Consider the following 23,780-nt stretch of genomic DNA (forward strand, 5'->3'; position numbering starts at 1 on the left):
CATAGGCAACCGGCAGCCGCTCCATACGCGCTGTGCGGGTGGTTTGCCAGAACAACAACAACGCTGTACTGAGGATGTTTCCCGTGAACAACAACGACAACACGCCACGCCTGGCGCCGCCGCTGCAGCCGCGGCGCTTCGAAATGTTCATCGACGGCCGCTGGACGCAGGGTTCGGCGACCGCCCAGGTCACGCGCTACAGCCCGTCCCACGAGGTGCCGGTGAGTGTCTACCCCGCTGCCGGCGTCGACGACGTGCAGCAGGCGGTGGCGGCGGCCCGCCGGGCCTTCGACCACGGCACCTGGGCCCGCTCCAGTGGTGCGTTGCGGGCAGGTGTGCTGCTGCGCACCGCCGCCCTGATCCGCCAGCACAGCGAAGCGCTGGCGCTGCAGGAAACCTTCGAGACCGGCAAGCCGATCAGCCAGGCGCGCGGCGAGGTGCTGGGCGCCGCGGGCATCTGGGAATATGCCGCAGGGCAAGCCCAGGCCCTGCACGGCGACAGCTTCAACAACCTCGGTGACAGCCTGCTCGGGCTGGTCACGCGCGAGCCGGTGGGTGTGGTCGGGCTGATCACGCCGTGGAACTTCCCGTTCTTCATCCTCGCCGAGCGCCTGCCGTTCATCCTGGCGTCCGGCTGCACCGTGGTGGCCAAGCCCAGTGAACTGACCTCAGGTACCACCTTGATGCTGGCCGGGCTGATGCAGGAAGCCGGCCTGCCCGACGGCGTGCTCAATGTGCTCACCGGCCCGGGTGCGGTGCTCGGCCAGGCGATCAGCGCGCATGCCGATATCGACATGGTGTCGTTCACCGGCTCCACCGAAGTCGGCCGCCTGACCATGGCCGCGGCCACCGGCAACATGAAGAAGGTCGGCCTGGAACTGGGCGGCAAGAACCCGCAGGTGGTGTTTGCCGACGCCGACCTGGACGCGGCCGCCGACGCCATCGTCTTCGGCATCTGCTTCAATGCCGGCCAATGCTGCGTCAGCGGCAGCCGCCTGATCGTCGAGCGCTCGGTGGAGCAAGCGCTGACCGAGAAGATCTGCGCCTTGCTCGACAAGGTGCGCATCGGCGACCCGCTGCACGAGGGCACCCAGGTCGGCTCGATCACCGAGGCTCGTCATCTGGAGCGGGTGCTGGGCTACATCGAGCAGGGGCGGCGCGAAGGCGCGCGCTTGCTGCGCGGCGGGCAGCGCATCGAATCGCCGACGGGCATGTACCTGCAGCCAACCGTGTTTGCCGATGTCACCCCGCAGATGGTCATCGCCCGCGAAGAAATCTTCGGCCCGGTGCTGACCATCACTGCCTTCGACAGCTTCGAGCAAGCCATGGCGCTGGCCAACGACACGCCCTTCGGGCTGGCCGCCAGCCTCTGGAGCCGCAACCTGGAGACTGCGCTGCAGGCCACGCGGCAGATCAAGGCTGGCCGGGTCTGGGTCAACACCACCATCGCCGGTGGGCCGGAGCTGCCCTCTGGTGGTTTCAAGCAGTCGGGCATTGGCCGCGAGGCCGGGCGCTACGGGGTGGAGGAGTACACTGAGCTCAAGTCCGTGCATGTGCAGCTGGGTGCCCGCACGCCGTGGGTCAGCGCCTGAATCCAGGCAGCAGAACAACAAGATCGGAGAAAACAAGCATGTACGATTACGTCGTTATCGGTGGGGGTTCCGCCGGTTGTGTGCTGGCGGCGCGCCTGAGCGAGCAGGCGGATGTGCGGGTGTTGCTGCTCGAGGCCGGGCCTGCCGATACAAACCCCTACATCCATATGCCGGTGGGTTTTTTCAAGATGACCGGCGGCCCGCTGACCTGGGGCTTCGATACCGTGGCCCAAGGCACCATGAACAACCGTTCGGTGCTGTACCCGCAAGGGCGGGTGCTGGGCGGTGGCGGTTCGATCAATGCCATGGTCTATACCCGCGGCAACGCCAAGGACTATGACGACTGGGAGCAGGAGGAGGGCTGCCGTGGCTGGTCCTTCCGCGAGGTGCTGCCGTATTTTCGCAAGGCCGAGGACAACGAGCGCCTGAGCAACGAATACCACGGCACCGAAGGCCCGCTGGGGGTGTCCGACCTGATCAGCGTGAACGAGGTGACCAAGGCCTTCATCCGCTCGGCCCAGGAAGCCGGCATCCCTTACAACGCCGACTTCAACGGCGCGCGCCAAGAAGGCTGCGGCGCCTACCAGGTCACCCAGCGCGGCGGGCGCCGCTGCAGTGCCGCCCAGGGCTACCTGAGCAAGGCCCGCCAGCGGCCCAACCTGACCATCCAGACCGACTGCCTGGTAACCCGCATCCGCATCGACAACGGCCAGGCCACGGGGGTCGAGTACGTCCAGGGCAGCGGCTCGCGCGAGGTGCGCTTCGTGGCCGCCGAGCGTGAAGTGGTGCTGGCGGCCGGCGCCATCGGCTCGCCGAAGACCCTCATGCTCTCCGGCGTCGGCCCGGCCGAGGAGCTGCAGCGCCTGGGCATCGAGGTCAAGCAGGACCTGCCCGGGGTGGGGCAGAACCTGCAGGATCACTTCGACATCGACATCGTCTACGAGCTCAAGGGGTCGCAGAGCCTGGACAAGTACGCCAAGCCGCACATGATGTTGCTGGCGGGGCTGGAGTACAAGCTATTCAACAAGGGGCCGGTCACCTCCAACATCGCCGAGGCCGGTGCCTTCTGGTACGGCGATTCGCGCGCCAGCGTGCCGGACCTGCAGTTTCACTTCCTGCCCGGTGCCGGGGTGGAGGCGGGCATCCCGCCGGTGCCCTCCGGCGCCGGCTGTACCCTCAACTCGTACTTCCTGCGCCCGCGCAGCCGCGGCAGCGTGCGCCTGCGCAGCGCCGACCCGCTGCAGCCGCCGCTGATCGACCCCAACTACATCAGCGACCCGTATGACCTGCACGTGTCGGTCGAAGGCATCAAGCTCAGCCGCGAGATCATGGCCCAGCAGTCCTTGAGCCGCTACATCAAGGCCGAGCATTTCCCCGGCGACAGCGTGCGTACTCAGGCGGACTACGAAGACTACGCACGGCGCTGCGGGCGCACCGGGTATCACCCGGTGGGTACTTGCAAGATGGGCATCGACGCCATGGCCGTGGTCGATCCGCAGTTGCGGGTGCGGGGCGTGCGGCGCTTGCGGGTGGTTGACTCTTCGGTGATGCCGCGCTTGGTCAGCTCCAATACCAATGCGCCGTCGATCATGATTGCCGAGAAGGGCGCCGACCTGATCCTGGGGCGCAGCCTGGCGCCTTCGCAGGTGCTGGTGCGCAGTGAGCATGGGGAGCTGCACAAGGCAGTCTGAACCCTGCCAGGGCCCTATCGCCGGCAAGCCTCACCGTCCTCTGTGGGAGCCGGCTTGCCGGCGATAGGGCCAGACCTGACAAACATTAAAGATTGCATCCTCGCTGCGTTAGATTTATAAATAACTAGTTGGTTACATAAAAACAACAGGCAGTACTCACCCGGTGCCCTGCACCCGGAGGCCAAATGAATAACAACAATGATTCCACCCAACTGCTGGACATCACCCGGCGCAAGCTGCTGGTCGGTGCCGCAGGCCTTGCCGGCGTCGGTGCCGTGGCCGCGCTGATGCCCACCGCGCTCTGGGCGCAGACCACACTGACGTTTTCCAATTCCTTCCGCTCCCTGACCAACCCCTACCACGCCATCTTCAACCGCGGCGGCCAGGCCTACGCGGCCAGCCTGGGCCTGCCGTACTCGCCGCTGGTCACCGAAGGCAACAGCCAGAAGGGCATCGCCGATATCCGCGCGCTGATCGCCAAGACCGAAGGCAACCTGATCCTCAACATCGAGCCCAACGACTCCGCCGACGCCCGCGCCATCATCGAGCAGTGCGTCAAGGCCGGGGTCTACGTCACCACCGTGTGGAACAAGCCCGACGACATGCACCCCTGGGACTACAGCCCCTACTGGGTGGCGCACATCTCCGAAGACGGCCAGGCGGTGGGCGAGGCGGTGGCCACCGAGCTGTTCGAAGCCATGGGCGGCAGCGGCGGCATCGTCGCCCTGGGCGGTATCCTCAGCAACGTGGCGGCCATCGGCCGGCGCAGTGGCCTGGAGGCCGCGCTGAAGAAGTACCCCGGCATCACCCTGCTGGACTTCCAGCCAGCCGACTGGAGCGCGAACAAGGCGTTCCCCATCGTGCAGTCGTGGCTGACCCGCTTCAACAGCGACATCAAGGGCATCTGGTGCGCCAACGACGACATGGGCATGGGCGCGCTCGAAGCGCTGCGTGGCGAAGGCCTGGCGGGGATGATCCCGGTGGTGGGCATCGATGGCATCGAGCAGGCCGTCGAAGCCATTCGCACCGGCGAATACATCGCCACCACCAGCCTCGACCCTTACTGGCTCGGCAGCATGGGCCTGGCCCTGGGCCACGCGGCCAAGACCGGGCGCATCGACCCGGCCCAGGAGCCGCACGAGCACCGCGAGTTCTACGTGCGCCCGCAACTGGTCACCAAGGCCAATGTCGAGGCGTTCTACGCGAGCAACTTCAAGGCCACCCCGGTGGTGGACGTGAATGATTTCTGGGGGCGCGTGGCCGGGCCTATCCGCTACACCTCCTGACCCCTAGCGCCTTTTTCATTCGGCCGGCCTGCCAGGCTGCACGCCGAGGGTTTTCTACTGCCTGTTTTCCGGAGTTATCGTCATGGCCCGCCTGCGACGGTTTTCGTCACTGCTTGTCCTGCTGCTGATCGGCCTGCTCATCGGTTCGATCAACAGCAACTTCTTCGACCCGATGAACCTGGTGCGCATCGCCACCGCCTGTTCGATCCCACTGCTGATGGCACTGGGCGGGATGTTCGTGATCCAGATGGGCAGCATCGACCTGTCCGTGGAAGGCGTGGTGGCGGTCGCCGCCGTGTGCTTCGCCCTGCTGGTGGGCAACAACCTCAATGCCCACGCCCTTGGCCTGTGGGCCTTGCCGGTGGCCATTGCGGTCGGCGCCGGCACCGGCCTGCTCAACGGCCTGCTGCAGGTGAAACTGCGCATCCCGTCGTTCATGGCCACCCTGGGCCTGGGCTTCGTCGGCATCGGCCTGGCCACGGCCTTGCTGCAGGGCAACACCGTGCGGGTGCTGGACATGGACGTGCGCGCCATCGCCTTGCACCGCCTGCTCGGCCTGCCGTTGTCGGTGTGGATCGTGGTGCTGGCGCTGGGCGTCGCGCACTTCATCTCGCGCCATACCGTGCTCGGGCGCCACGCCCTGGCGATCGGCGGTGGCGAGGACCTGGCGCGGCTCAATGGCGTCAACGTCAACCGCATACGCATCGGCATCTTCGCCCTGGCCGGGGGCTTCTATGGCCTGGCGGCAATCCTTGCGGTGGCGCAGTTCGGCCAGGGGCACGCGCTGATCGCCCAGGGCCAGCTGTTCACCGCGATCACCGCCATCGTGGTCGGCGGCGCCTCGCTGGCCGGCGGCAACGGCAGCCCGCTGGGCACCTTGCTGGGCGTGCTGATCGTGGTGGTAGTGAGCAACGGCATGGTCCTGATGGGGGTTGCGCCGTATGTCCAGCAAGGCGTGCAGGGGGTGTTGATCATCGCTGCCGTCGCCATTGCCCTCGACCGTGCCAAGGCACGGGTCGTCAAGTGAGGAAAGCCGCCATGCTCACCCTGAACAATGTCACCAAGCGCTTCAACGGCGTCACCGTGCTCAAGGGCATCGACCTTGAGGTACGCAAGCACGAAGTGGTCGGCCTGATCGGCGAGAACGGTGCCGGCAAATCGACCCTGATGAAAATCCTCACCGGCGTGCACCAGCCCGATGAAGGGCACCTGGAGCTCGACGGCCAGCCCATCGTCCTCGACGGCCCTCGCGGTGCCACCGCGCAGGGCATCGCCATGGTCTACCAGGAGCAGTCGATCCTGCCCAACCTGTCGGTGGCCGAGAACCTGTTCATGGGCCGCGAAGACGAATTCTCGCGCTTTGGCTGGCTCAACTGGAAAAAACTGCACCGCGCGGCGCGCCAGCAGCTGGCCAAGGTCAACCTCGATATCGACCCGGGCATGCTGTGCAGCGAGCTGAGCTTCGGCCAGCGGCAGATGATCGAGCTGGCCAAGGCGCTGGCGCTGGAAGAGCGCTGCCAGGGCCACCTGGTGATCCTGCTCGACGAGCCCACCTCGGTGCTGGAGCAGCGCGAGATCGACACGCTGTTCCGCCTGGTGCGCCAGCTCAAGTCGCGCGCCTCGTTCATCTTCGTCTCGCACCGGCTGGACGAGCTGCTCGAACTCAGCGACCGGGTGTACGTGATGAAGGACGGCGAGGTGGTGGCGCAGATGCCCGCTGGCGAAGCCTCCAAGGAGCGCCTGCACAGCCTGATGGTGGGCCGTTCGCTGCAGGCCGAGTTCTACCGCGAATCGCTGCAGAAGCCGTGCTTGCCCGAGGTCGTGCTGTCGGCACGCGGGCTGGCCTTGCACGGCCATTTCGCCAGCCTCGACTTCGACCTGCACCGCGGCGAGATCCTCGGCATCGCCGGGGTAATCGGCTCGGGCCGCGAAGAGTTGTGCCGGGTGCTGGCCGGGCTGCTGCCCCGAAGCACTGGCGAGCTCAAGGTGCACGGCAAGCGCCTGGCCGGCGGCGGCCCGGCGGCGGCGATCCGCGCCGGGATCGGCTACATCCCGCGTGAGCGCAAGGTCGAGGGCATCGTCTCGATGCTCAGCGTGGCGCAAAACATGACCCTGGCGCGGATCGGCCAGGTCACCCGTGCCGGCCTGCTCGACGAGAAGCGCGAGCGCAGCCTCGCCGAGAGCTGGATCAAGCGGCTGAGCATCAAGACCCCAGGCCCGGATGCCTTGCTGCTCAACCTCAGCGGCGGCAACCAGCAGAAGGTGGTGCTGGCCAAATGGCGCAACGCCGGCTCCAGCATCCTCATCCTCGACCACCCCACCCGTGGGCTGGACGTGGGTGCCAAGGAAGACGTCTACCAGTTGATCCGCGAGATCACCGAACAGGGCGTGTCGGTGATCCTCACCGCCGACACCCTGGAAGAAATGATCGGCCTGAGCCACCGCATCCTGGTGATGCGCGATGGCGACGTGGCGCAATCCTTCGCCTGCCTGCCGGGGGCCAAGCCCCAGCAGGTCGACCTGATCCAGTACATGGTCTGAGAGAACAACGATGCCTATCCTGCTCAATGGTTTTCGCACCCAGGCGCCGCTGCTGGCGCTGATCGTGCTGGTTGCCCTGATCGCCGGCTACGACCCCGGCTTCATCCACCCCGGTGCCGTGTTCGGGCTGCTTGCCGACACCGCCACGCTGTTCATCATGGCCACCGGCATCACCTTCGTGCTGCTGATCGGCGGCATCGACCTGTCGTCCCAGGCGGTGGCTTCCATGGCCAGCGTGCTGGTCGCGCTGCTGCTGCCAGGCTTCGGCCCGTGGGCCTTCGCCATCGGCCTGCTGGCGGGCATTGCCGCAGGGGCGCTGAGCGGGGTGCTGCACACCTGGCTGCGCATCCCGTCGTTCATCGTCACCCTGGCCATCGGCGGGGTGGTCACCAGCCTGACCATGCTGGTGTCGAGCAATCGCACCATCAACATCGATGGCGCGCAGCGCGATGCCTGGTTCGGCTGGGTGACCGGGCAGACGGCGGGTATCCCCAACGAAGTGCTGGTCGCAAGTGTCGTGCTGGGGCTGTGCATCTTCCTGCAGCGCAAGACGCCGTTCGGCCGCTTCGGCAATGCCGTGGGCGCCGGTGAGCCTGCGGCCTGGGCCTCGGGGATCAACGTCAACCGCATCAAGGTGCTGACCTTCGCCCTGTCGGCGGGGCTGGCGGCGTTGTCCGGGGTGCTCATGGCCGGGCGCCTGTCCAGCGGCTCGCCGACCCTGGCCAACGAGTTCCTGCTGCCGGCGATTGCCGCCGTGCTGGTCGGCGGCACCGCACTGACCGGCGGCGTCGGCAGCGTGTGGCGCACCCTGGTCGGCGCGTTGCTGGTGTCGGTGGTGCGCATCGGCATGACCTTCGTCGGCATCAGCGTGTTCGCCCAGCAGATTGTCTTCGGCGTGATCCTGATCATCGCCGTGGCCTTCACCCTGGACCGTTCCAAGCTTCCCATCGTCAAGTAACCCATCGCAAAGGTGAAAACACTGCAATGAAAGTCCTTGTGTCAATCAAGCGAGTGGTCGACTACAACGTCAAGGTTCGCGTCAAGGCGGACCACTCCGGCGTCGACCTGGCAAACGTCAAGATGGCCATGAACCCCTTCTGCGAAATCGCCGTGGAAGAAGCCGTGCGCCTGAAAGAGAAGGGCGTTGCGACCGAGATCGTGGTCGTCTCCGTCGGCCCGACCAGCGCCCAGGAACAGCTGCGTACCGCGCTGGCACTGGGTGCCGACCGCGCCATCCTGGTCGAAGCCGCCGATCAACTGAACGCCCTGGCCGTGGCCAAGGCGCTCAAGGCCGTTGTCGACAAGGAACAGCCGCAGCTGGTCATCCTCGGCAAGCAGGCCATCGACAGTGACAACAACCAGACCGGCCAGATGCTGGCGGCGCTGACCGGCTTCGCCCAGGGCACCTTCGCCTCCAAGGTCGAGGTGGCGGGCGACAAGCTGAACGTCACCCGTGAAATCGATGGCGGCCTGCAAACTGTTGCGCTGAACCTGCCGGCGATCGTCACCACCGACCTGCGCCTGAACGAGCCACGCTACGCGTCGCTGCCGAACATCATGAAGGCCAAGAAGAAGCCGCTGGAAACGCTGACTGCGGATGCGCTGGGCGTATCGCTCACGTCCACCAACAAGACCCTGAAGGTCGAAGCGCCAGCTGCCCGCAGCGCGGGTATCAAGGTCAAGTCGGTGGCCGAACTGGTCGAGAAGCTGAAGAACGAAGCGAAGGTGATCTGAATGACTGTCCTGGTTGTCGCTGACCTTCTACAAGGTCCTGAAAACGCCGCCGTTGCCCCGGCTACCCTGAACACTGTTGCCGCAGCCGCCAAGATCGGTGGCGATATCCACGTGCTGGTCGCAGGCCAGAACGTCGGTGGCGTCGCCGAATCCGCAGCCAAGATCGCGGGCGTGGCCAAGGTGCTGGTGGCCGATAATGCGGCCTACGCCCACGCCCTGCCGGAAAACGTCGCCCCGCTGATCGTCGAGCTGGCCAAGGGTTACAGCCACGTGCTGGCACCGGCTACCAGCAACGGCAAGAACATCTTGCCGCGCGTTGCCGCACTGCTGGACGTCGACCAGATCTCCGAGATCATCTCGGTGGAATCGGCCGACACCTTCAAGCGCCCGATCTACGCCGGTAACGCCATTGCCACCGTGCAATCGAGCGCTGCGGTCAAGGTCATCACCGTGCGTACCACCGGCTTCGATGCCGTGCCCGCAGAAGGGGGAGCGGCTGCGGTCGAAGCCATCGCGGCTGCCCATGACGCGGGCCAATCGGCGTTCGTCGCCGAACAGCTGGCCCAGTCCGACCGCCCGGATCTGAGCGCCGCCAAGGTCGTCGTTTCCGGCGGCCGTGGCCTGGGCAACGGTGACAACTTCAAGCACCTGTACAGCCTGGCCGACAAGCTCGGCGCTGCCGTGGGTGCCTCGCGCGCCGCGGTCGACGCAGGCTTCGTGCCCAACGACATGCAGGTCGGCCAGACCGGCAAGATCGTTGCGCCCCAGCTGTACATCGCCGTCGGTATCTCCGGCGCGATCCAGCACCTGGCCGGCATGAAGGACTCCAAGGTGATCGTTGCGATCAACAAGGATGAAGAGGCGCCGATCTTCCAGGTGGCGGATTACGGGCTGGTGGGTGATCTGTTCGAGGCTGTGCCGCAGTTGCAAGAGCTGCTTTGACGCAACTGGCCCCATCGCCGGCAAGCCGGCTCCCACAGGGATAGGACCGATTTCAAAACCTGCGATGGGGCAACCCACACAATAACAACAAGAGGCCACACACCATGAAACACGCTGATTTGCGCGGCGGGTACCGCTGCACCTGGCTCAAAGGCATTGCGTTTTCCAGCCTGGCCCTGGCGGGGAGCCAGGCTGCCCAGGCGGCGGGGATGTTCGACCCGAACGCAGCGGGCATGACCGGCGACTGGGGCGGCGTTCGCAACGAACTGCTGGAGCAGGGCTACGACCTCACCCTCGATTACGTCGGCGAGCTGGGCTACAACGCCCATGGCGGTTACGACCAGGATCACACCGCGCGCTGGAGCGGCCAGTTCACCCTCGGCGCCAAGCTCGACCTGCAGAAGATCCTGGGCTGGGAAGACGCCACCTTCAAGCTGGCCATCACCGAGCGCGAAGGCCGCAATATCTCCAACGACCGCATCAGCGACCCGCGCGCGCCGATGTACTCGTCCAACCAGGAAGTCTGGGGGCGAGGGCAGACCTGGCGGTTGACCCAGATGTGGATCAGCAAGTCGTTCCTGGCGCGCAAGCTCGACCTCAAGTTCGGCCGCTTCGGTGAAGGCGAGGACTTCAACAGCTTCCCCTGCGATTTCCAGAACCTGGCCCTGTGCGGCTCGCAGATGGGCAACTGGGCCGGCGCCAACACCTGGTACAACTGGCCGATCGCGCAGTGGGGCGCGCGCGCCAAGTACCAGCTGACGCCGCAGCTGTTCGCCCAGGTCGGGGTGTTCGAGCACAACCCGTCGCTGCTGGAAACCGGCAACGGCTTCAAGCTCAACTTCAGTGGCGGCAAGGGCGTGATCCTGCCTGTGGAGCTAGTCTGGCAGCCCAGCTTCAGGCAGTTGCTGGGCGAGTACCGGGTCGGCGCCTACTACAGCAGCGCCGACGCCGCCGACGTGCACAGCCGCGAAACCCCGGGCGATGTGAACAGCCCGCTGCGCAGCCGCGACAGCAAGTATGGTTACTGGTTGGTTGCCCAGCAGCAGGTGACAGCCCATGCAGGCGACCCGCAGCGTGGCCTGTCGCTGTTCGCCAACGTCACCGTGCCGGACCGGGAAACCAGCCAGGTCGGGCACTTCATCCAGGCCGGGCTCACCTACAAGGGCCTGTTCGACGCCCGCCCGCAGGACGATATCGGCTTTGGCGTGGCGCGCATCCATACCAACTCGCGCTACCGCGACAACCAGCGCCTGGTCAACGCGGCCAACCAGCAGAGCGACTACGACAACCCCGCCTATCAACCCCTGCAGGGCAACGAATACGACGCCGAGCTGTACTACGGCATCCACGCCACCCGCTGGCTGGTGATCCGCCCGAACCTGCAGTATGTGCGCGATCCGGGCGGGGTCAGCCAGGTGGAGGATGCATGGGTGCTGGGGGTGAAGGTGCAGAGCAGCTTCTAGTGAGGCTCAGTGGCCGGGTGCGGTGTCAGCTTCGGCAGTCACCGCATCGAGGAACGTGGTGGTGGGCACGAAAAACAGGCTGCCCGTGACTGCGCGGCTGACATCCAGCAAACGGTCATAGTTGCCTGGCGGGTTGCCCACGAACATGTTCTGCAGCATGCGCTCGGTGCGCGCAGGCGAGCGTGCGTAGCCGATGAAGTAGGTACCGAACTCGCCTTTGCCAACGTCACCGAACGGCATGTTGTCGCGCAGGATTTCCAGGTCTTCGCCGTTTTCTTCGATGCTGGTCAGGGCGTTGTGGGCGTAGCTGGGTTTTTCGTCGTCGGTCAGCTCGATGTCGGAGAGCTTTTTCCGGCCGATGATCTTTTCCTGCTGTTCGATGGGGATCGCATTCCACTTGTCCATATCGTGCAGGTATTTCTGCACGATCACATAACTGCCGCCCTTGAAGGCGGGGTCTTCGTCGCCAACCAGGGTGGCTTGGGTTGCGGCTTTGGCCACGGGGTTTTCGGTGCCGTCGACGAAGCCCAGCAGGTCGCGGTTATCGTAGAACTTGAAGCCCTGCACCGAGTCGACCACGGTCACGGCGTCGCGCAGGCGCGCCATGATGTGGGTGGCCAGTTCGAAGCACAGGTCCAGGCGTGTGGCGCGGATGTGGAAGAGCAAATCGCCAGGCGTTGCCGGTGCATGGTGCACGCCGCTGATTTCGCGAAAAGGATGCAGCGCTTGCGGCCGCGGGGCGCCGAACAGGCGGTCCCAGGCTTGCGAGCCCACGCCCATGACGCACGACAGGCCGCCATCGGGGGTGCGAAAACCCACGCCGCGCACGAGGGAGGAAAGGTCGGCACACACCCCGCGCACGGTGGTTTCGCAGGGCATTTCGGGGTTGATCGAGACCACCAGGAAGATGGCGGCAGACGTGAGTTGGGCTTCGACAGCCTGGGGCGTTATGGAGGTCACGTTGGCTCCTTGGTTGCGATGCGTGCGTGAACGCTGACAGCCACAGAGAATAGGAGCGAATGCGCAGGCTGTCAGCCTGGGGGCCGCTGTGGGCCCATCGCCGGCAAGCCGGCTCCCACAGGCCGGGCACCTTCCCTGGACTGCCCCAAGGGTTGGGATCGGTGTCCAACTTCTTGGAGGCACTCCATCCCTGTGGGAGCCGGCTTGCCGGCGATCCAGGGCGCAGCCCTGGCCTTCAATCACTGGGCGGTAGGTTGTTCCGTGGCCACAGCACCATAGGAGGCGTAATACGCCAACCCCACGAAAATCGCCCCACCGACCGCATTCCCCAGAAACACCGCCGACAGGTTCTCAAGCAGCTGCCCCACGCTCAGGTACCCGGCAAAGATCGCCGCCGGGATCAGGAACATGTTCGCCACCACGTGCTGAAAACCAATGGCGACGAAGGCCATGATCGGGAACCAGATGCCGAGGATCTTGCCGCTCATTTCCCGGCTGGCATACGACAGCCACACCGCCAGGCACACCAGCCAGTTGCAGCCGATGCCGGACACGAACGCCTGCAGGAAGCTGGCGTTGACCTTGCTGGTGGCGCCCGCCAGGGTCTTGCCCAGGTACGGCCCTTCGGTCAGCCCGAGCAGGTGGCCGAAAAAGTAGGCGACGAACAGCGCACCGAGCAGGTTGGCCAGCGTCACCCAGGCCCAGTTGCGCGCCACCGCCCAGGGCCGGATACGCCCGGCGAACATCGCCAGCGGCAGGCTCATCATGTTGCCGGTGAGCAGCTCGCCGCCGGCCAGGATCACCAGGATCAGGCCGATGGGAAACACCGCCGCCCCCAGCAACGTGCCAAACGAGGCCCACTGCGCCGGGATCATGGTGCTGACGTGGATGGCCAGGAGAAAGCCCAGCGAAATGAACGCCCCGGCCAGAAAGCCGAGGATCAAGGTGGCGCGGATGGGCAGGTGGGCTTTTTTGCTGCCGGCTTCGATGGCCAGCTCGGTGATGCGGGAGGGGGTATTTACGGACATCTCGACAACTCTAACGCAAGGACGGCGGCAACGCCGTGGGAGGGGCAAGGCAACTTCAAGAAGGGGCGGCACGTTAATGAGGCAATTTGACGCAGTCAAATCGATAGGCTGGATGGCTTGATAGATCTCATCTATCAGCGGGAGGGTCTGACATGAACTGGCCTATACAGGCAGAGCGCGCCACCTCCCGTGGCAGCGCGCCCGCCAGGTCATTTCACCTGAATCACAGCGGGCGGCGTCCATTGCCCGCTGAGCACCTCAGGCTTGGGCCAGTAGGTACGGATGGTCAGTTCGAACTCGCTCTGTGGCGCGGGCAGCCAGTTGCTTTCCTTGTCTTTGCCCGGTGACGCGTGCTGGACATACAGGGTCAACGAACCATCGTCGTTGAACTTCATGTTTTTCTGGTTCTTGGTGCCCAGGGAGTAGCGCTTGATCGCGTTGGGCGCGAAGAAGTGCTGCGGGTCGTACAAGGTCAGTGACCAGAAGCCGTCCACTGGCGGCGTCTGGCCCTTGGCGAAGGTCACGCTGTAGCTGTGTTTTCCGTTCAGCCGTTGCCCATGCTGGTCCAGCTCCTGGAAGAAGTAGCGGGTCTCTTCGGGCTGGTTGGTGTACATGTTCGATTTGGCCGTGGCGGTGCGGGTGAGGTAGTCGTTGCCCCAGCGGGCGACATTGGTGGGCGAGTTCCAGTAGTTGGGCAGGCGCGAGCCGTTGGTGCGGAACGAGAACAGCGGGGCGATCACCTGCGCCTCGGTTTCAACCGCCGTCTTGACCAGCACGTCCTTGATCGCCGGGTCCTTCGCGGCGGCATCGAGCAGGGCGCGCATCATGGCGTAGCGGCTTTCCTCGCCGGCCAGTGGCGGCACCTTGTCGAGGATGCCTGGCAACTGGTCGAAGAAGGTCTTGGGCTCCACCCAGCGGGTTTCCGTCGACGAGTTCTGTGCCGCCGGGAAGTGCGGGGTCTTGGTCCAGTCCTTGGTGACGGACTCGCCGGTGTACTTGCTCAGGGGATAGACCACCACCTGCTGGAGCAGCGTGGTGACGGCGCCATGGTCTTGTTCACTGTCGTCCATGAACACCCTGGGCCCCATCGCAACCAGCTCGGTCGGCGCCTTGATCACCTCGGTGATGCCCTGCGGTACCTCGCCTTTCCAGTTCGGCCCTACCACCAGGTAATTGCCGGGCTTGGTGCCATATTGCTTGCCGAGCCTGGAAAACTCCTCGCTGCGCGCGTCATACAGGGCATACACCCAGAAGCGCTCGCCGAAGTCCGGTACCTGCAGGACCACCGGGTCGTCGTCGGTGGCGCCGAAGCCGAAGCCGTACACCACATCCTGGTTGGGGTGCGCGACCCAACGCTGCTGCGGTGAAATGTAGTCGCTGAGCATGCTCACGTAGCCAGTCGGCGCGGCAGGCAGGATGCCGCCCATCAGGCCCGGCTCCGGCGCCTTGGAGAAGGAGGCGCGGCGGTTGAACGCGTTGACGATGGGCCAGGCCCACAAGTAGGTGTCTTGCGCGATCACCTTGGCACTGGTGGGGGTAATCACGGTTCCGGCCGGGATACCGGGGACTTCGCCAGCCGGTTTGCCAGCGGAGTTGTCTTGCGCCTGAACGGCACCGGCCATGGTCGCGCCTAGTGCCATGGCCCAGAGAAGATGACGAGCAATTGCATTCATTGCCTGAACTCCTGGAGTGGAACAGCGGCTGGATCGAGTGGAATTGACCCTAGTCCAGGGCATTGGCCGCTGCAAATCCCCGCTTGCTCCGCCACCCGCGAGCGAACGGATTGGCAGCGGGCCACGTGGCGCTGGCGGCAAATGGCAAATGGCTGGCAGCAAATGACAATTCTCAGGCAAATCGGGCGCGCAACATGGCCATGGCGCCACTTCTGGCTCGCCAAACGCCGCTTGAGGAGAATAACAATGCCAATGCCCACGCCCGTGTTCGACCACAAGGAACTGCTCACCCTCGATACCCATGCGCTGCCGATCTTCGAGAACGCCCTGGCGCCTTACTTCCCCTTCGTCGATGTACAGCCGCTGTACCTGGACCCCAACCTCGGCGTGTGGACGTTGCGGGTGATCTTCCAACCCGGCGTGCGCCTGCCGTGCCACTACCACACCGGCCCGGTACACCTGTTCACGCTCAGCGGCCGCTGGAACTACGTGGAATACCCCGACCAGCCGCAGACCGCCGGCTGCTATCTGTACGAGCCAGGTGGCTCGATCCACACCTTCAGCGTGCCCGCGGACAACAGCGTGCCCACCGAAACCTTGATGGTGGTGCAGGGCGCAAACATCAATTTCGATGCCGACGGCAACTTCGTCAATGTGATGGATGCCAGCGACATCATGCAGCTCATCGAGCGCCTGGTCCGCGAGCGCGGCCTTGAGCCGGCCCGTTACATCCGCCCCGGCCATGCCGGCTACAGCGCAGGCTGAGGGCGAACTTCACGACGATTTGCGGAGCACCTTCGATGAGCAATCCTGCAATGCCGGTCGGGGCCCAGGGGCAATGCCCCGAGGCGCCGCGCTCGGTCTTCATCACCGGGGCCAGCGGCTTTATCGGCCGGGCCCTGGCCACGCGTTATCGTGCCCTGGGTGCCCAGGTGCGCGGCATGGACCTGCGCGCCGACCCGGCCAATGCCGTGGTGGCTGGCGACCTGGTTGACCCGCAGCGCTGGGCCGAAGCGGCCCAGGGCTGCGAACTGTTCATCAATACCGCGGCGGTGGTGTCGCTGGCCGCGCCCTGGAAGCTCTACCGCGAGGTGTCGGTGCGCGGGGTGCGCAACTGCCTGGATGTGGCGATCGCCAGCGGCGCCAAGCGCTTCGTGCAGTTTTCCTCCATCGCCGCCCTGGGCTGGCAATACCCCGAGCAGGCCGATGAGCGCTGCGATGTGGTGATCGGCGAGCAGTATCGCTACGGCGTGGCCAAGGGCGCCAGCGAACACCTGGTGCTGGCGGCCCATGCCGCCGGCGAGATCGCCTGCACCATCGTGCGCCCTGGTGATGTGTATGGGCCGGGTTCGCGCGCCTGGTTGAGCGAGCCGCTGAAGATGGCCAAGGCCGGGGCGCTGATCCTGCCCAATGGCGGCCGCGGGCGCTGGACCCCGGTGTACATCGACGACCTGCTCGACGGCGTGATGCTGGCGGCAGGGCTGGAGCAGGCCACAGGGCAGATCCTGCACATCAGCGCGGCGCAATCGGTCAGTTGTGCGCAGTTCTTCGGCCATCACTGGCGCTGGGCAGGGCGCGCCGGCAAGCCACGCAGCTTGCCGCTGTGGCTGGCGACCCTGCTGACCCGCGGCATCTGGCAATACCACCGCCTGCGCGGGCAGCCCAACGAGATCAGCCCGGACGCCATGTACATGTTCTCGCGCACAGGCGGTATCTCCATCGACAAGGCCCGGCAGCTGCTGGGCTACGCGCCGAAGGTAAGCCTGGAGGAGGGCATGCGCCGTAGCGAAGCCTGGCTGCGGCAAGTGGGCCAGCTGCACTGACATCACATTCAACAAGGAGAACCCCATGAAAGCCGTCGTCATGCGCGACAAGCAACTGCACGTCGAGTCGCTCGCAGCACCCGAGCCTGGGCCGGGCGAGGTGCTGGTGAAAACCCTGGCCTGTGGCATCTGCGGTTCGGACTTGCACATGTTCCACCATTGCCAGCACGTGCTGGCCAACTTCAAGCGCGGCAACATCCCGATCGCCTTCGACGATCGCCAGCCCGTGGTGTTCGGCCATGAGTACTGCGCCGAGATCCTCGACCACGGGCCGGGCTGCGACAAACGCCTGAAGGCCGGTACCCGGGTGTGTTCGCTGCCGTTCGTGATCAGCCCGCAGGCCTTCCACCATATCGGCTTCTCCAACCGCTACCCCGGTGGCTACGGCGAGCAGATGGTGCTGGCAGAACCGCTGCTGGTGCCGGTACCGGGCGACCTGCCCGCCGATATCGCGGCCTTGAGCGAGCCGTTGACCGTGGCCGCCCATGCGGCCAACCGCGCCCGCCTGGACGGCAGCGAGGTGCCGGTAGTGATCGGCTGCGGCCCGATTGGGCTGGCGCTGATCGCCATTCTCAAGGCGCGCGGTATCGGCCCGGTGGTGGCGGCGGACTTCAGCCCGGCGCGCCGGGCACTGGCCGAACGGATGGGCGCCGATGTGGTGGTCGACCCCGCGCAGCAGTCGCCCTATGCCTCGTGGCTCGAGGTAGCTGCGCCTGCCGGCCATGACATCAATGGGCCGATGGCGCTGCTGGGCCTGGGCCCGCAAGCCAAGCCGTGCGTGGTGTTCGAATGCGTTGGCGTGCCGGGGCTGATCCAGCAGGTGATCCAGCACGCACCGCCGCGCACGCGGCTGATCGTGGTGGGCGTGTGCATGGAGAGCGACCGGATCGAGCCGCTGATTGCCATCGGCAAGCAAATGAACGTGCATTTCTCGTTCGGCTACAGCTACCAGGAGTTCGCCCAGACCTTGCACGCCCTGGCCGACAGCAGCCTGGATGCAGCGCCGATGATCACCCGCCGGGTCACCCTGGACGGGGTGGGCGAGGCGTTTGCAGCGCTGGCCCAGCCGGACCAGCAGGCCAAGATCATCATCACCTACCCTTGACCCTGCAGCGGCGCGGCGCGCAGTTGAACGCGCCGCTGGCGCGGCGACAGGCCATACCAGCGTCGGCACGCGCGGTTGAACGAGCTTTGCTCGTGATAGCCAAGCAGCCCGGCGATCTGCGCCATGGGCATCTGCGCTTCGGCCAGGTACAGCTCGGCCAGCTCGCGGCGTGCGCGCTCGACCATGTCTTCGAACACCTGGCCCTGTTCGGCCAGGCGCCGCTGCAGCGAGCGTTCACGCATGCCCAGTTGCTCGGCGATCAGCGGCAGGGCGCAGCGCTGGGTCGGTAGCAGGCGGCGAATGGCCGCCTCGACCTGGCTGTGCACCTGCAACGGGTTGCTGGCGCCGAGGCTACTGACGTATTCCATCATCGTGTCGTGCAGTTGCCGGTTGTGCTGGTCGATCGGCTTTGCCAGCTGTTCGGGCAGCAGCACCAGAGCATTGTGCGCCTGGCCAAAACAGGTACGGGCGCCGAAGAAGCGTTGGTAGCGGTGCTGCGGCAGGCGCGCCTGGGTGCGTGACAGCACCGCATGGGGCCGAAAGCCCGGGCCGTGGAGCATCTGCACGGCCTTGAACATCACCCCAAGCGACAGCTCGATGATCTGCGTCTGGCGCGGCGCCGGGCGCAGGCGCAGCTCGTACACCAGGTGCGGGTGGCCGGGGTCGCTGTCGCAGTCCAGATACACCAGCAGGCCGGGGCTGTAGGTGTGCAGGAAGCGGTTGATGGCCTGGATGCCTTCGCCCACGTTGCGCGCATTCTGCCCCACCACCGCCAATGGCCCGAGGATCATCAGGCTCTGGCGCTCGGCCAGGCGCAGGCCGAAGTCCACGCAGTCGAGCTGCTCGGCGCAATGCTCCAGCAGGGTGATCATGGCCCGGTAGGGGATGACAGCGCCGCTGTTGTCGAGCTGTCGAGGGTCTATCTGCATCTGGCGCAGCAACGGGTCGGGGTCGCCGCCCAAGTCGCGCACCAGCTCGGGGAAGCCGGTCAGTGAGGTGGTCTTGATCAATGCTGTCATGTTTATGGGTCTTTTCACTCAGCAGGATCGGTTTTCAGGTTGTACCTGCTGCTGTAGAAAAAATCGACGGCTGACGGCAAATGACAAAAACCTGGCATCGGCTGGCAAATCAATCTGCTCGGCTGCCAGTGGGCCCGGCCCCGGAGATGGGGGGCGGGCCTTCCTTGTTGAACTGCGCTCACAGGCTCCTTGGCACCTGCAGTGCGACCGTGGCCGAACCCTGGGGCGCGCGTGGCTGGCGCATCAGCGCCGGGCCGAAGATGGCCAGCGGCACGAGCAGCAGCATCGGGAAGTACAGCAGCATGTCGATGCCGAAGGTGCTGACCACGTAGGCGATCGCCGCCGGGCCGAGCAACATGCCCGAGTAGCCGATGCAGTTGACGATGCCGATGTTGCGCCCGGCATTGGCCGGGTCCTTGCGCCCGGCGCTGGAGAGCATCAGCGGCGCCACGCAGGCAAGGCCGAGGCCGAACAGGGCGAAGCCGATGATGCCCGCTGCCTGGGTCTGGAACAGCACGGTGATGGCAAGGCCAATGATGGCCAGGCATGCGCTGATGAACACCATGCGCGCAGGCCCCACCCACGCGGCGAAGCGGTCACCGACCAGGCGGGCGAAGAACTCAGCGCCAGTGAACACCGACACGGCAAAGCCGGCATTCGCCGCGCTGCTGCCCAGCACCCGGCGCCCGTACTCCTGGCCCCAGTCGGCCACCGTGCCTTCACCGACCATGCTGCCCAGCAACAGCACGCCGAAGCCGATCATCAGCAGCACCACCGCGCTGGACGAACGGCCACTGGCCGATGCCTGCCGTTCGGCCTGGCTGTGTTCCACCACTTCATGCTTTTCCAGCATGAAGTAACCGACCGCGATGCCGACGATCACGGCCAGGCCGCCCAGCACTGCGAAAGGCACGGTGGCGCTTTCGCTGTACCTGGCGGCGAACAGGCTGCCGACCATGCCCAGCAGGAAACCGCCCAGCGCGTAGGCGGCGTGGAAGGAGGTCATGATCGAGCGCTGGTAGAAGCGCTCGACCTGCACCCCGTGGGTGTTGAAGGCCGTGTCGGTGGCCCCGCGCAGCAACCCCAGCAGCACGCCGAAGCACAGCGCGAAGTTGAAGTCGGTGGTAAAGCCCAGGGGGATGATCGACAGCGGGTAGGCGATGGCGGTGGCGAGGATCACCCGCTTGGCACCAAAGCGGTCGAGGAACAGGCCCACCAGAAACGAGCCGGCGGCGCTGCCCACGCCGATGCCGAAGGCGATCATGCCGAAGTTGGCATCGCCCAGGTCGCCGCTCAGGCCCATGTGGTGGCGGAAGGCGGAAACGCCGGTGGACCAGATGTACAGCATGGCGCCGATCATCATGAAACCCGCGAAGGTGGCGATTCTGGCTCTGCGGATCCGTGGAGTGACGAGGCTATTGTCGATGTTGTTCATGTTTTAACAAATTCCTGTCAGCGCAAGGGCGGCATCCCCATGGGGATGCCGGGTCAGTGGAAGTGGGCGGCGACGCGCAAGGCGTTGGCAGCGATGGTCAGGGCTGGGTTGACCGCGGCCGAGGAGGGGAACGACGAGCTGTCGACGATCCACACGTTGTCCAGGTCATGCATCTTGCAGTGGGCATCCACCACGCTGCTGGCCGGGTCGTGGCCCATCACCGCGGTGCCGCATTGGTGCGAGTTGGTGGCGATGCCCATGCGCTCGGTCAGTACCAGCGGGTAGCCGGCCTGCTTCATCAGCGCGGTTGTGTGTTCGACCAGGCGCTGGTGGGCACCGAGGTTGTTGGGGGTCCAGTGCACCTTGATGGCATCGCGCTCGGCGTCGTATTCGATGCGGTTGTCGCGGGTGGGGATGTCTTCGGAGGTCAGGTACAGGTCCACGCTGTGCCCGGTGATGTAGCGCGAGACGATTTTCGGCAACCACGGGCGCATCGGGCTGATCATCGGCTCGCGGATCTTGCCGAGCATCTGCACGTTGCCCAGCGGGAAGCTATTGCCGGCACCTGCCGAGTACCAGTCGTTGATCGCCAGGGTCTTCTGGAACTTCACCGGGTTGCGCCGGCGCGGGTCCACGGCAAGCATGAAGGTACTGTTGTGCACCATGTAGTTTCGTCCCAGCTGGTCCGAGCGGTTGCCCAGTCCATTGGGGTGATGAGCGTTGCGCGAGCGCAGCAGCAGGGCGGCGCTGTTGACCGCGCCACAGGCGAGGGCGATGCGCTGGGCGACGATCCTGACCGGCTTGCCGTTTTTCGTGGCATGCGCCTCGGTGACCCGGGTGCCGTCGCTCGAGGTGTGCAATGTATCAACCTTCGTGCCAACCAGCAGCCTTGCACCGCCTTGCAGCGCCGGGCGCAGGGCCGACACCTCGGCATCGCCCTTGGCATCCAGCAGGCACGGGTAGCCGTCGCAGGTGGCGCACAGCACGCAGGCGCGGTCGGTGCCGTAATCCACCGCAGCGGGCATTACGAAAGGTGACAGGCCGGCGCGCTTCATCGCCGCCTCCAAGGGCAGCAGCGCGGCGTCGTGCTGCAGGCCGGGCCACGGGTAGGGCTGGGAGCGCCAGGGGTCGGTCGGGTCTTGCCCGGCATTGCCATGCACCTTGTACAGCGCCTCGGCCTGGCAGTAGAACGGCTCCAGTTCGGCGTAGCTGATCGGCCAGGCCGGGGCGATGCCCTCGGCGTGCTGCACGGCGGCGAAGTCCACCTCGCGAAAGCGCGGCAGCATGGCGCCATAGAACTTGGTGTTGCCGCCCACGTAATAGAACACACCGGGGCTGAACGGCTGGTTGTGGCGGTCCAGCCAGGGTTCGGCATTGCGGTAGCGGCCCTGGCCGAACACCGCCTCGGTGCTCCAGTTCTCGGTCTCGCGGGGCAGGAAATCGCCGCGTTCGACAATCAGTACGTCCAGCCCCTTGGCGACCAGGGCATGGGCGAAGGTCGACCCGCCCATGCCCGATCCTATGATCAGCACGTCGCAGGTCAGGGTGGCGTTTTCATCAGGCTCGACTGTCGAGGTGGCGCGCCGGCGAACCGGCGCTCCTTGCGACAGGGCGTGCGCTGAATGAGTGTTGGCTTGGTTACTCATCGCTTGCAGGCCTTCGCGGTGGTTACAGGTGTTGTTCTTTGTTGCGCAGTGCCCAGTACTCGTCCTGGCGCTCGTCGGTGATGTACTCCGGCACCGGGAAGTCCCACCAGCCCGGCACCCACGGCCCTGCGGCGTCGCGGTCGGTGGGCACCTCGATCAGCACCGGGGCGTTGGCCTCCAGGGCCTTCTGCAGGATGGGTTCGAGCTCCTCGTTGCTCTGCACGCAGTAGGACTGGATGCCGAACGACTTGCCCAGCGCTGCGTAGTCCGGCGAATAGGGCTCGCCGTTGGGCAGGTTGAACTCGCTGCCCAGGTGGCGGCTGGTCTGCTTGCGCTGGCCACCGCGGATCGACATGTAGCCGGCGTTGTTCTGGATCAGGAACACCACGGGGATGTTGTTGGTCACGCACACCGCGATTTCCTGCGGGTTCATCAGGAAGTCGCCGTCACCAAGGATGCACACCACCGGCTGGTTCGGCGCGGCCAGCTTGGCGCCGATGGCGGCCGGCACGGCCCAGCCCATGGACGAGAAGCCGCCCGAGGTCAGGTGGGTGCGTGGGGTGTAGACCGGGAAGGTCTGCTTGACCGCGCCCTGGGCGTTGCCCGAGCCGACCACGACGATGGTGTCGCGCGGGAAGATCTTGCGCAGGGCACCGAGCGGGCGCTGGGAGGTGAACGGGAAACGCTCGGAGTCGCGCCGGCCGGCCAGCTTGGCTTCCCACAGGTCCTGGTGGTGCTTGAGGTCCGCCAGGTAGTCGTGGCGGTCCACGCTGCTGTCTTGCAGGGCCTGGACCAGGTGGGCGAGGGCGTGCTTGGCGTCGGCCACGATGCCGACGGCCACCGGGTAGTTCTTGCCGATCTCGTGCGGGTCGATGTCGATATGGATCAGGCGCCCCGGCGGAATCGAGAAGGTCACGCCCTGGGCATAGCTGGACGACGACCAGTCGGTGAAGCGGCAGCCCACGGCGAGTATGACGTCGGCATTGGAGGCCATGTGGTTGCCGCACAGGGTGCCGGTCTGGCCGACGCTGCCGGAGAACAGCGGGTGGTCTTCGGGGAAGCCGCCCTTGCCGTTCCAGGTGGTGACCACCGGGATTTTCCAGTGCTCGGCCAGGGCCAGCACTTGGGCCGAGGCTTGCGCGGTGATCACTCCGCCGCCGATGACGATCATCGGCCGCCGGGCTTCGCGCAGCACCTCGGCGGCACGGGCGATGGCCTGCGGGTCGGGGTACACCTTGCCGACCGGGATGCGCTCGTGCAGGTCGTGCAGGGTGACCTCTGCCGCTTCGGCCTGGACGTCCATCGGGATCTCGATGTGCACCGGCCCCGGGCGGCCGGTCAGCATGGCGCTGAAGGCGCGGTGCATGATGAACGGCATTTCTTCGGTACGGGTGGCGACCCAGTGGCGCTTGGACACCGCTTCGGCGATTTTCGGGAAGTCGTTGTCGGTGTAGCGCTCCAGCTCCTGCAGCAGGCCGTGGCCCCGCATGTGGGTGGGCGGGCCGCCGGTGATCAGCATGCAACTGGTGGAGTCGGTGTAGGCGGTGGCCATGCCGATCACCGTGTTGCTGGCGCCGGCGCCGATCGAGGTGACGGCGGCCATCGGCTTGCCGGCGACGCGGTAGTAGCCGTCGGCCAGGTGCACGGCGCTCTGTTCATGGAACACCTGGATGAACTTGAGTTTGGACTCCTCTTCCATGAAGGCGTCCATCAAGGTCCAGATGCCGTGGCCCGGAATCCCGGCCACATATTCCACGCCATAGTTCTTGAGGGTCTGGGCAACCACCTGGCTGCCTGTGAGTTTTGCCATGTTACTGCGCTCCTTGTTGTCGATTTATTAGC

General features: G+C 65.7%; 19 protein-coding genes. 12 read left to right on the plus strand and 7 right to left on the minus strand.

What is annotated here, in order from left to right; translation table 11 throughout:
* The first annotated feature begins 74 nt into the window (after window positions 1-74).
* The 9 genes from ACIPG5_RS14085 to ACIPG5_RS14125 all read left to right on the plus strand — a co-directional run bounded on the left by ACIPG5_RS14085 (window position 75) and on the right by ACIPG5_RS14125 (window position 11,249).
* Window positions 75-1,592, plus strand: coding sequence for an aldehyde dehydrogenase family protein (locus ACIPG5_RS14085; RefSeq protein WP_401375732.1), 1,518 nt, complete (start codon window positions 75-77; stop codon window positions 1,590-1,592).
* A 38-nt stretch (window positions 1,593-1,630) separates the two neighbouring features.
* Window positions 1,631-3,283 carry a GMC family oxidoreductase gene (locus ACIPG5_RS14090; RefSeq protein ID WP_401375735.1) on the plus strand — a complete coding sequence of 551 codons (1,653 nt, stop codon included), beginning with the start codon at window positions 1,631-1,633 and terminating at the stop codon, window positions 3,281-3,283.
* A gap of 185 nt (window positions 3,284-3,468) precedes the next feature.
* Window positions 3,469-4,569: a sugar ABC transporter substrate-binding protein gene (locus ACIPG5_RS14095; protein WP_401375737.1), complete on the plus strand. Its 1,101-nt coding sequence runs from the start codon at window positions 3,469-3,471 to the stop codon at window positions 4,567-4,569.
* 82 nt (window positions 4,570-4,651) lie between these two features.
* The gene (locus ACIPG5_RS14100) at window positions 4,652-5,596 is read left to right on the plus strand and encodes an ABC transporter permease (protein WP_401375740.1); all 945 of its coding nucleotides are present in this window, start codon (window positions 4,652-4,654) and stop codon (window positions 5,594-5,596) included.
* Between the two features lie 11 nt (window positions 5,597-5,607).
* Window positions 5,608-7,110, plus strand: coding sequence for a sugar ABC transporter ATP-binding protein (locus ACIPG5_RS14105; protein WP_236236065.1), 1,503 nt, complete (start codon window positions 5,608-5,610; stop codon window positions 7,108-7,110).
* 10 nt (window positions 7,111-7,120) lie between these two features.
* Entirely contained in the window at window positions 7,121-8,068 is a 948-nt protein-coding gene (locus tag ACIPG5_RS14110; protein ID WP_176516525.1) for an ABC transporter permease, read from the plus strand.
* 26 nt (window positions 8,069-8,094) lie between these two features.
* Window positions 8,095-8,844, plus strand: coding sequence for an electron transfer flavoprotein subunit beta/FixA family protein (locus tag ACIPG5_RS14115; RefSeq protein ID WP_401375745.1), 750 nt, complete (start codon window positions 8,095-8,097; stop codon window positions 8,842-8,844).
* Entirely contained in the window at window positions 8,845-9,786 is a 942-nt protein-coding gene (locus tag ACIPG5_RS14120) for an electron transfer flavoprotein subunit alpha/FixB family protein (protein WP_176516521.1), read from the plus strand. It begins immediately after the preceding gene.
* Between the two features lie 104 nt (window positions 9,787-9,890).
* Complete coding sequence (locus tag ACIPG5_RS14125) at window positions 9,891-11,249, plus strand: carbohydrate porin (RefSeq protein ID WP_401375748.1); 1,359 nt, start codon at window positions 9,891-9,893, stop codon at window positions 11,247-11,249.
* Window positions 11,250-11,255: 6 nt separating this feature from the next.
* On the opposite strand, the gene ACIPG5_RS14130 is transcribed toward ACIPG5_RS14125, so the two are convergent.
* From ACIPG5_RS14130 to ACIPG5_RS14140, 3 genes are all read right to left on the minus strand, one after another.
* Entirely contained in the window at window positions 11,256-12,209 is a 954-nt protein-coding gene (locus tag ACIPG5_RS14130; protein ID WP_401375751.1) for a Dyp-type peroxidase, read from the minus strand.
* A gap of 239 nt (window positions 12,210-12,448) precedes the next feature.
* Window positions 12,449-13,237, minus strand: a complete 789-nt coding sequence (locus tag ACIPG5_RS14135) for a formate/nitrite transporter family protein (protein WP_176516516.1) — start codon at window positions 13,235-13,237, stop codon at window positions 12,449-12,451.
* A 209-nt stretch (window positions 13,238-13,446) separates the two neighbouring features.
* Window positions 13,447-14,910 (minus strand): DUF1254 domain-containing protein, encoded by a 1,464-nt coding sequence (locus ACIPG5_RS14140; RefSeq protein WP_401375754.1) that lies wholly within the window; start codon window positions 14,908-14,910, stop codon window positions 13,447-13,449.
* Between the two features lie 246 nt (window positions 14,911-15,156).
* Here ACIPG5_RS14140 and ACIPG5_RS14145 point away from each other — a divergent pair, with 246 nt between their 5' ends.
* From ACIPG5_RS14145 to ACIPG5_RS14155, 3 genes are read left to right on the plus strand one after another with little or no spacing between them, the layout of a single operon-like run.
* Entirely contained in the window at window positions 15,157-15,675 is a 519-nt protein-coding gene (locus ACIPG5_RS14145; protein WP_401375756.1) for a 2,4'-dihydroxyacetophenone dioxygenase family protein, read from the plus strand.
* A gap of 35 nt (window positions 15,676-15,710) precedes the next feature.
* Window positions 15,711-16,733, plus strand: a complete 1,023-nt coding sequence (locus ACIPG5_RS14150) for an NAD(P)-dependent oxidoreductase (RefSeq protein WP_236236058.1) — start codon at window positions 15,711-15,713, stop codon at window positions 16,731-16,733.
* Window positions 16,734-16,758: 25 nt separating this feature from the next.
* Window positions 16,759-17,838: a zinc-binding dehydrogenase gene (locus tag ACIPG5_RS14155; RefSeq protein WP_401375759.1), complete on the plus strand. Its 1,080-nt coding sequence runs from the start codon at window positions 16,759-16,761 to the stop codon at window positions 17,836-17,838.
* On the opposite strand, the gene ACIPG5_RS14160 is transcribed toward ACIPG5_RS14155, so the two are convergent.
* The 4 genes from ACIPG5_RS14160 to ACIPG5_RS14175 form a co-directional block, all read right to left on the minus strand.
* Complete coding sequence (locus tag ACIPG5_RS14160; protein WP_401375762.1) at window positions 17,829-18,857, minus strand: AraC family transcriptional regulator; 1,029 nt, start codon at window positions 18,855-18,857, stop codon at window positions 17,829-17,831. The genes ACIPG5_RS14155 and ACIPG5_RS14160 overlap by 10 nt on opposite strands.
* A 178-nt stretch (window positions 18,858-19,035) precedes the next feature.
* On the minus strand, window positions 19,036-20,292 hold the full coding sequence (locus tag ACIPG5_RS14165; protein WP_401375765.1) for an MFS transporter: 1,257 nt from the start codon (window positions 20,290-20,292) through the stop codon (window positions 19,036-19,038).
* Window positions 20,293-20,345: 53 nt separating this feature from the next.
* On the minus strand, window positions 20,346-21,938 hold the full coding sequence (locus ACIPG5_RS14170) for a GMC oxidoreductase (RefSeq protein WP_401375767.1): 1,593 nt from the start codon (window positions 21,936-21,938) through the stop codon (window positions 20,346-20,348).
* A gap of 22 nt (window positions 21,939-21,960) precedes the next feature.
* Entirely contained in the window at window positions 21,961-23,748 is a 1,788-nt protein-coding gene (locus ACIPG5_RS14175; protein WP_401375769.1) for a thiamine pyrophosphate-binding protein, read from the minus strand.
* Between the last annotated feature and the right edge of the window lie 32 nt (window positions 23,749-23,780).

It is taken from the genome of Pseudomonas sp. NPDC087029 (assembly GCF_044745345.1).
GTDB lineage: Bacteria > Pseudomonadota > Gammaproteobacteria > Pseudomonadales > Pseudomonadaceae > Aquipseudomonas > Aquipseudomonas faucium.

Excerpts from the sequence above, each read along its gene's own strand:
- ACIPG5_RS14150 (WP_236236058.1), top strand. The coding sequence starts at position 15,711 with ATGAGCAATCCTGCAATGCCGGTCGGGGCCCAGGGGCAATGCCCCGAG.
- ACIPG5_RS14120 (WP_176516521.1), top strand. The coding sequence starts at position 8,845 with ATGACTGTCCTGGTTGTCGCTGACCTTCTACAAGGTCCTGAAAACGCC.
- ACIPG5_RS14160 (WP_401375762.1), bottom strand. The coding sequence starts at position 18,857 with ATGACAGCATTGATCAAGACCACCTCACTGACCGGCTTCCCCGAGCTG.
- ACIPG5_RS14090 (WP_401375735.1), top strand. The coding sequence starts at position 1,631 with ATGTACGATTACGTCGTTATCGGTGGGGGTTCCGCCGGTTGTGTGCTG.
- ACIPG5_RS14145 (WP_401375756.1), top strand. The coding sequence starts at position 15,157 with ATGCCAATGCCCACGCCCGTGTTCGACCACAAGGAACTGCTCACCCTC.
- ACIPG5_RS14170 (WP_401375767.1), bottom strand. The coding sequence starts at position 21,938 with ATGAGTAACCAAGCCAACACTCATTCAGCGCACGCCCTGTCGCAAGGA.
- ACIPG5_RS14085 (WP_401375732.1), top strand. The coding sequence starts at position 75 with ATGTTTCCCGTGAACAACAACGACAACACGCCACGCCTGGCGCCGCCG.
- ACIPG5_RS14175 (WP_401375769.1), bottom strand. The coding sequence starts at position 23,748 with ATGGCAAAACTCACAGGCAGCCAGGTGGTTGCCCAGACCCTCAAGAAC.
- ACIPG5_RS14165 (WP_401375765.1), bottom strand. The coding sequence starts at position 20,292 with ATGAACAACATCGACAATAGCCTCGTCACTCCACGGATCCGCAGAGCC.
- ACIPG5_RS14095 (WP_401375737.1), top strand. The coding sequence starts at position 3,469 with ATGAATAACAACAATGATTCCACCCAACTGCTGGACATCACCCGGCGC.
- ACIPG5_RS14125 (WP_401375748.1), top strand. The coding sequence starts at position 9,891 with ATGAAACACGCTGATTTGCGCGGCGGGTACCGCTGCACCTGGCTCAAA.
- ACIPG5_RS14155 (WP_401375759.1), top strand. The coding sequence starts at position 16,759 with ATGAAAGCCGTCGTCATGCGCGACAAGCAACTGCACGTCGAGTCGCTC.
- ACIPG5_RS14110 (WP_176516525.1), top strand. The coding sequence starts at position 7,121 with ATGCCTATCCTGCTCAATGGTTTTCGCACCCAGGCGCCGCTGCTGGCG.
- ACIPG5_RS14140 (WP_401375754.1), bottom strand. The coding sequence starts at position 14,910 with ATGAATGCAATTGCTCGTCATCTTCTCTGGGCCATGGCACTAGGCGCG.
- ACIPG5_RS14135 (WP_176516516.1), bottom strand. The coding sequence starts at position 13,237 with ATGTCCGTAAATACCCCCTCCCGCATCACCGAGCTGGCCATCGAAGCC.
- ACIPG5_RS14105 (WP_236236065.1), top strand. The coding sequence starts at position 5,608 with ATGCTCACCCTGAACAATGTCACCAAGCGCTTCAACGGCGTCACCGTG.
- ACIPG5_RS14115 (WP_401375745.1), top strand. The coding sequence starts at position 8,095 with ATGAAAGTCCTTGTGTCAATCAAGCGAGTGGTCGACTACAACGTCAAG.
- ACIPG5_RS14100 (WP_401375740.1), top strand. The coding sequence starts at position 4,652 with ATGGCCCGCCTGCGACGGTTTTCGTCACTGCTTGTCCTGCTGCTGATC.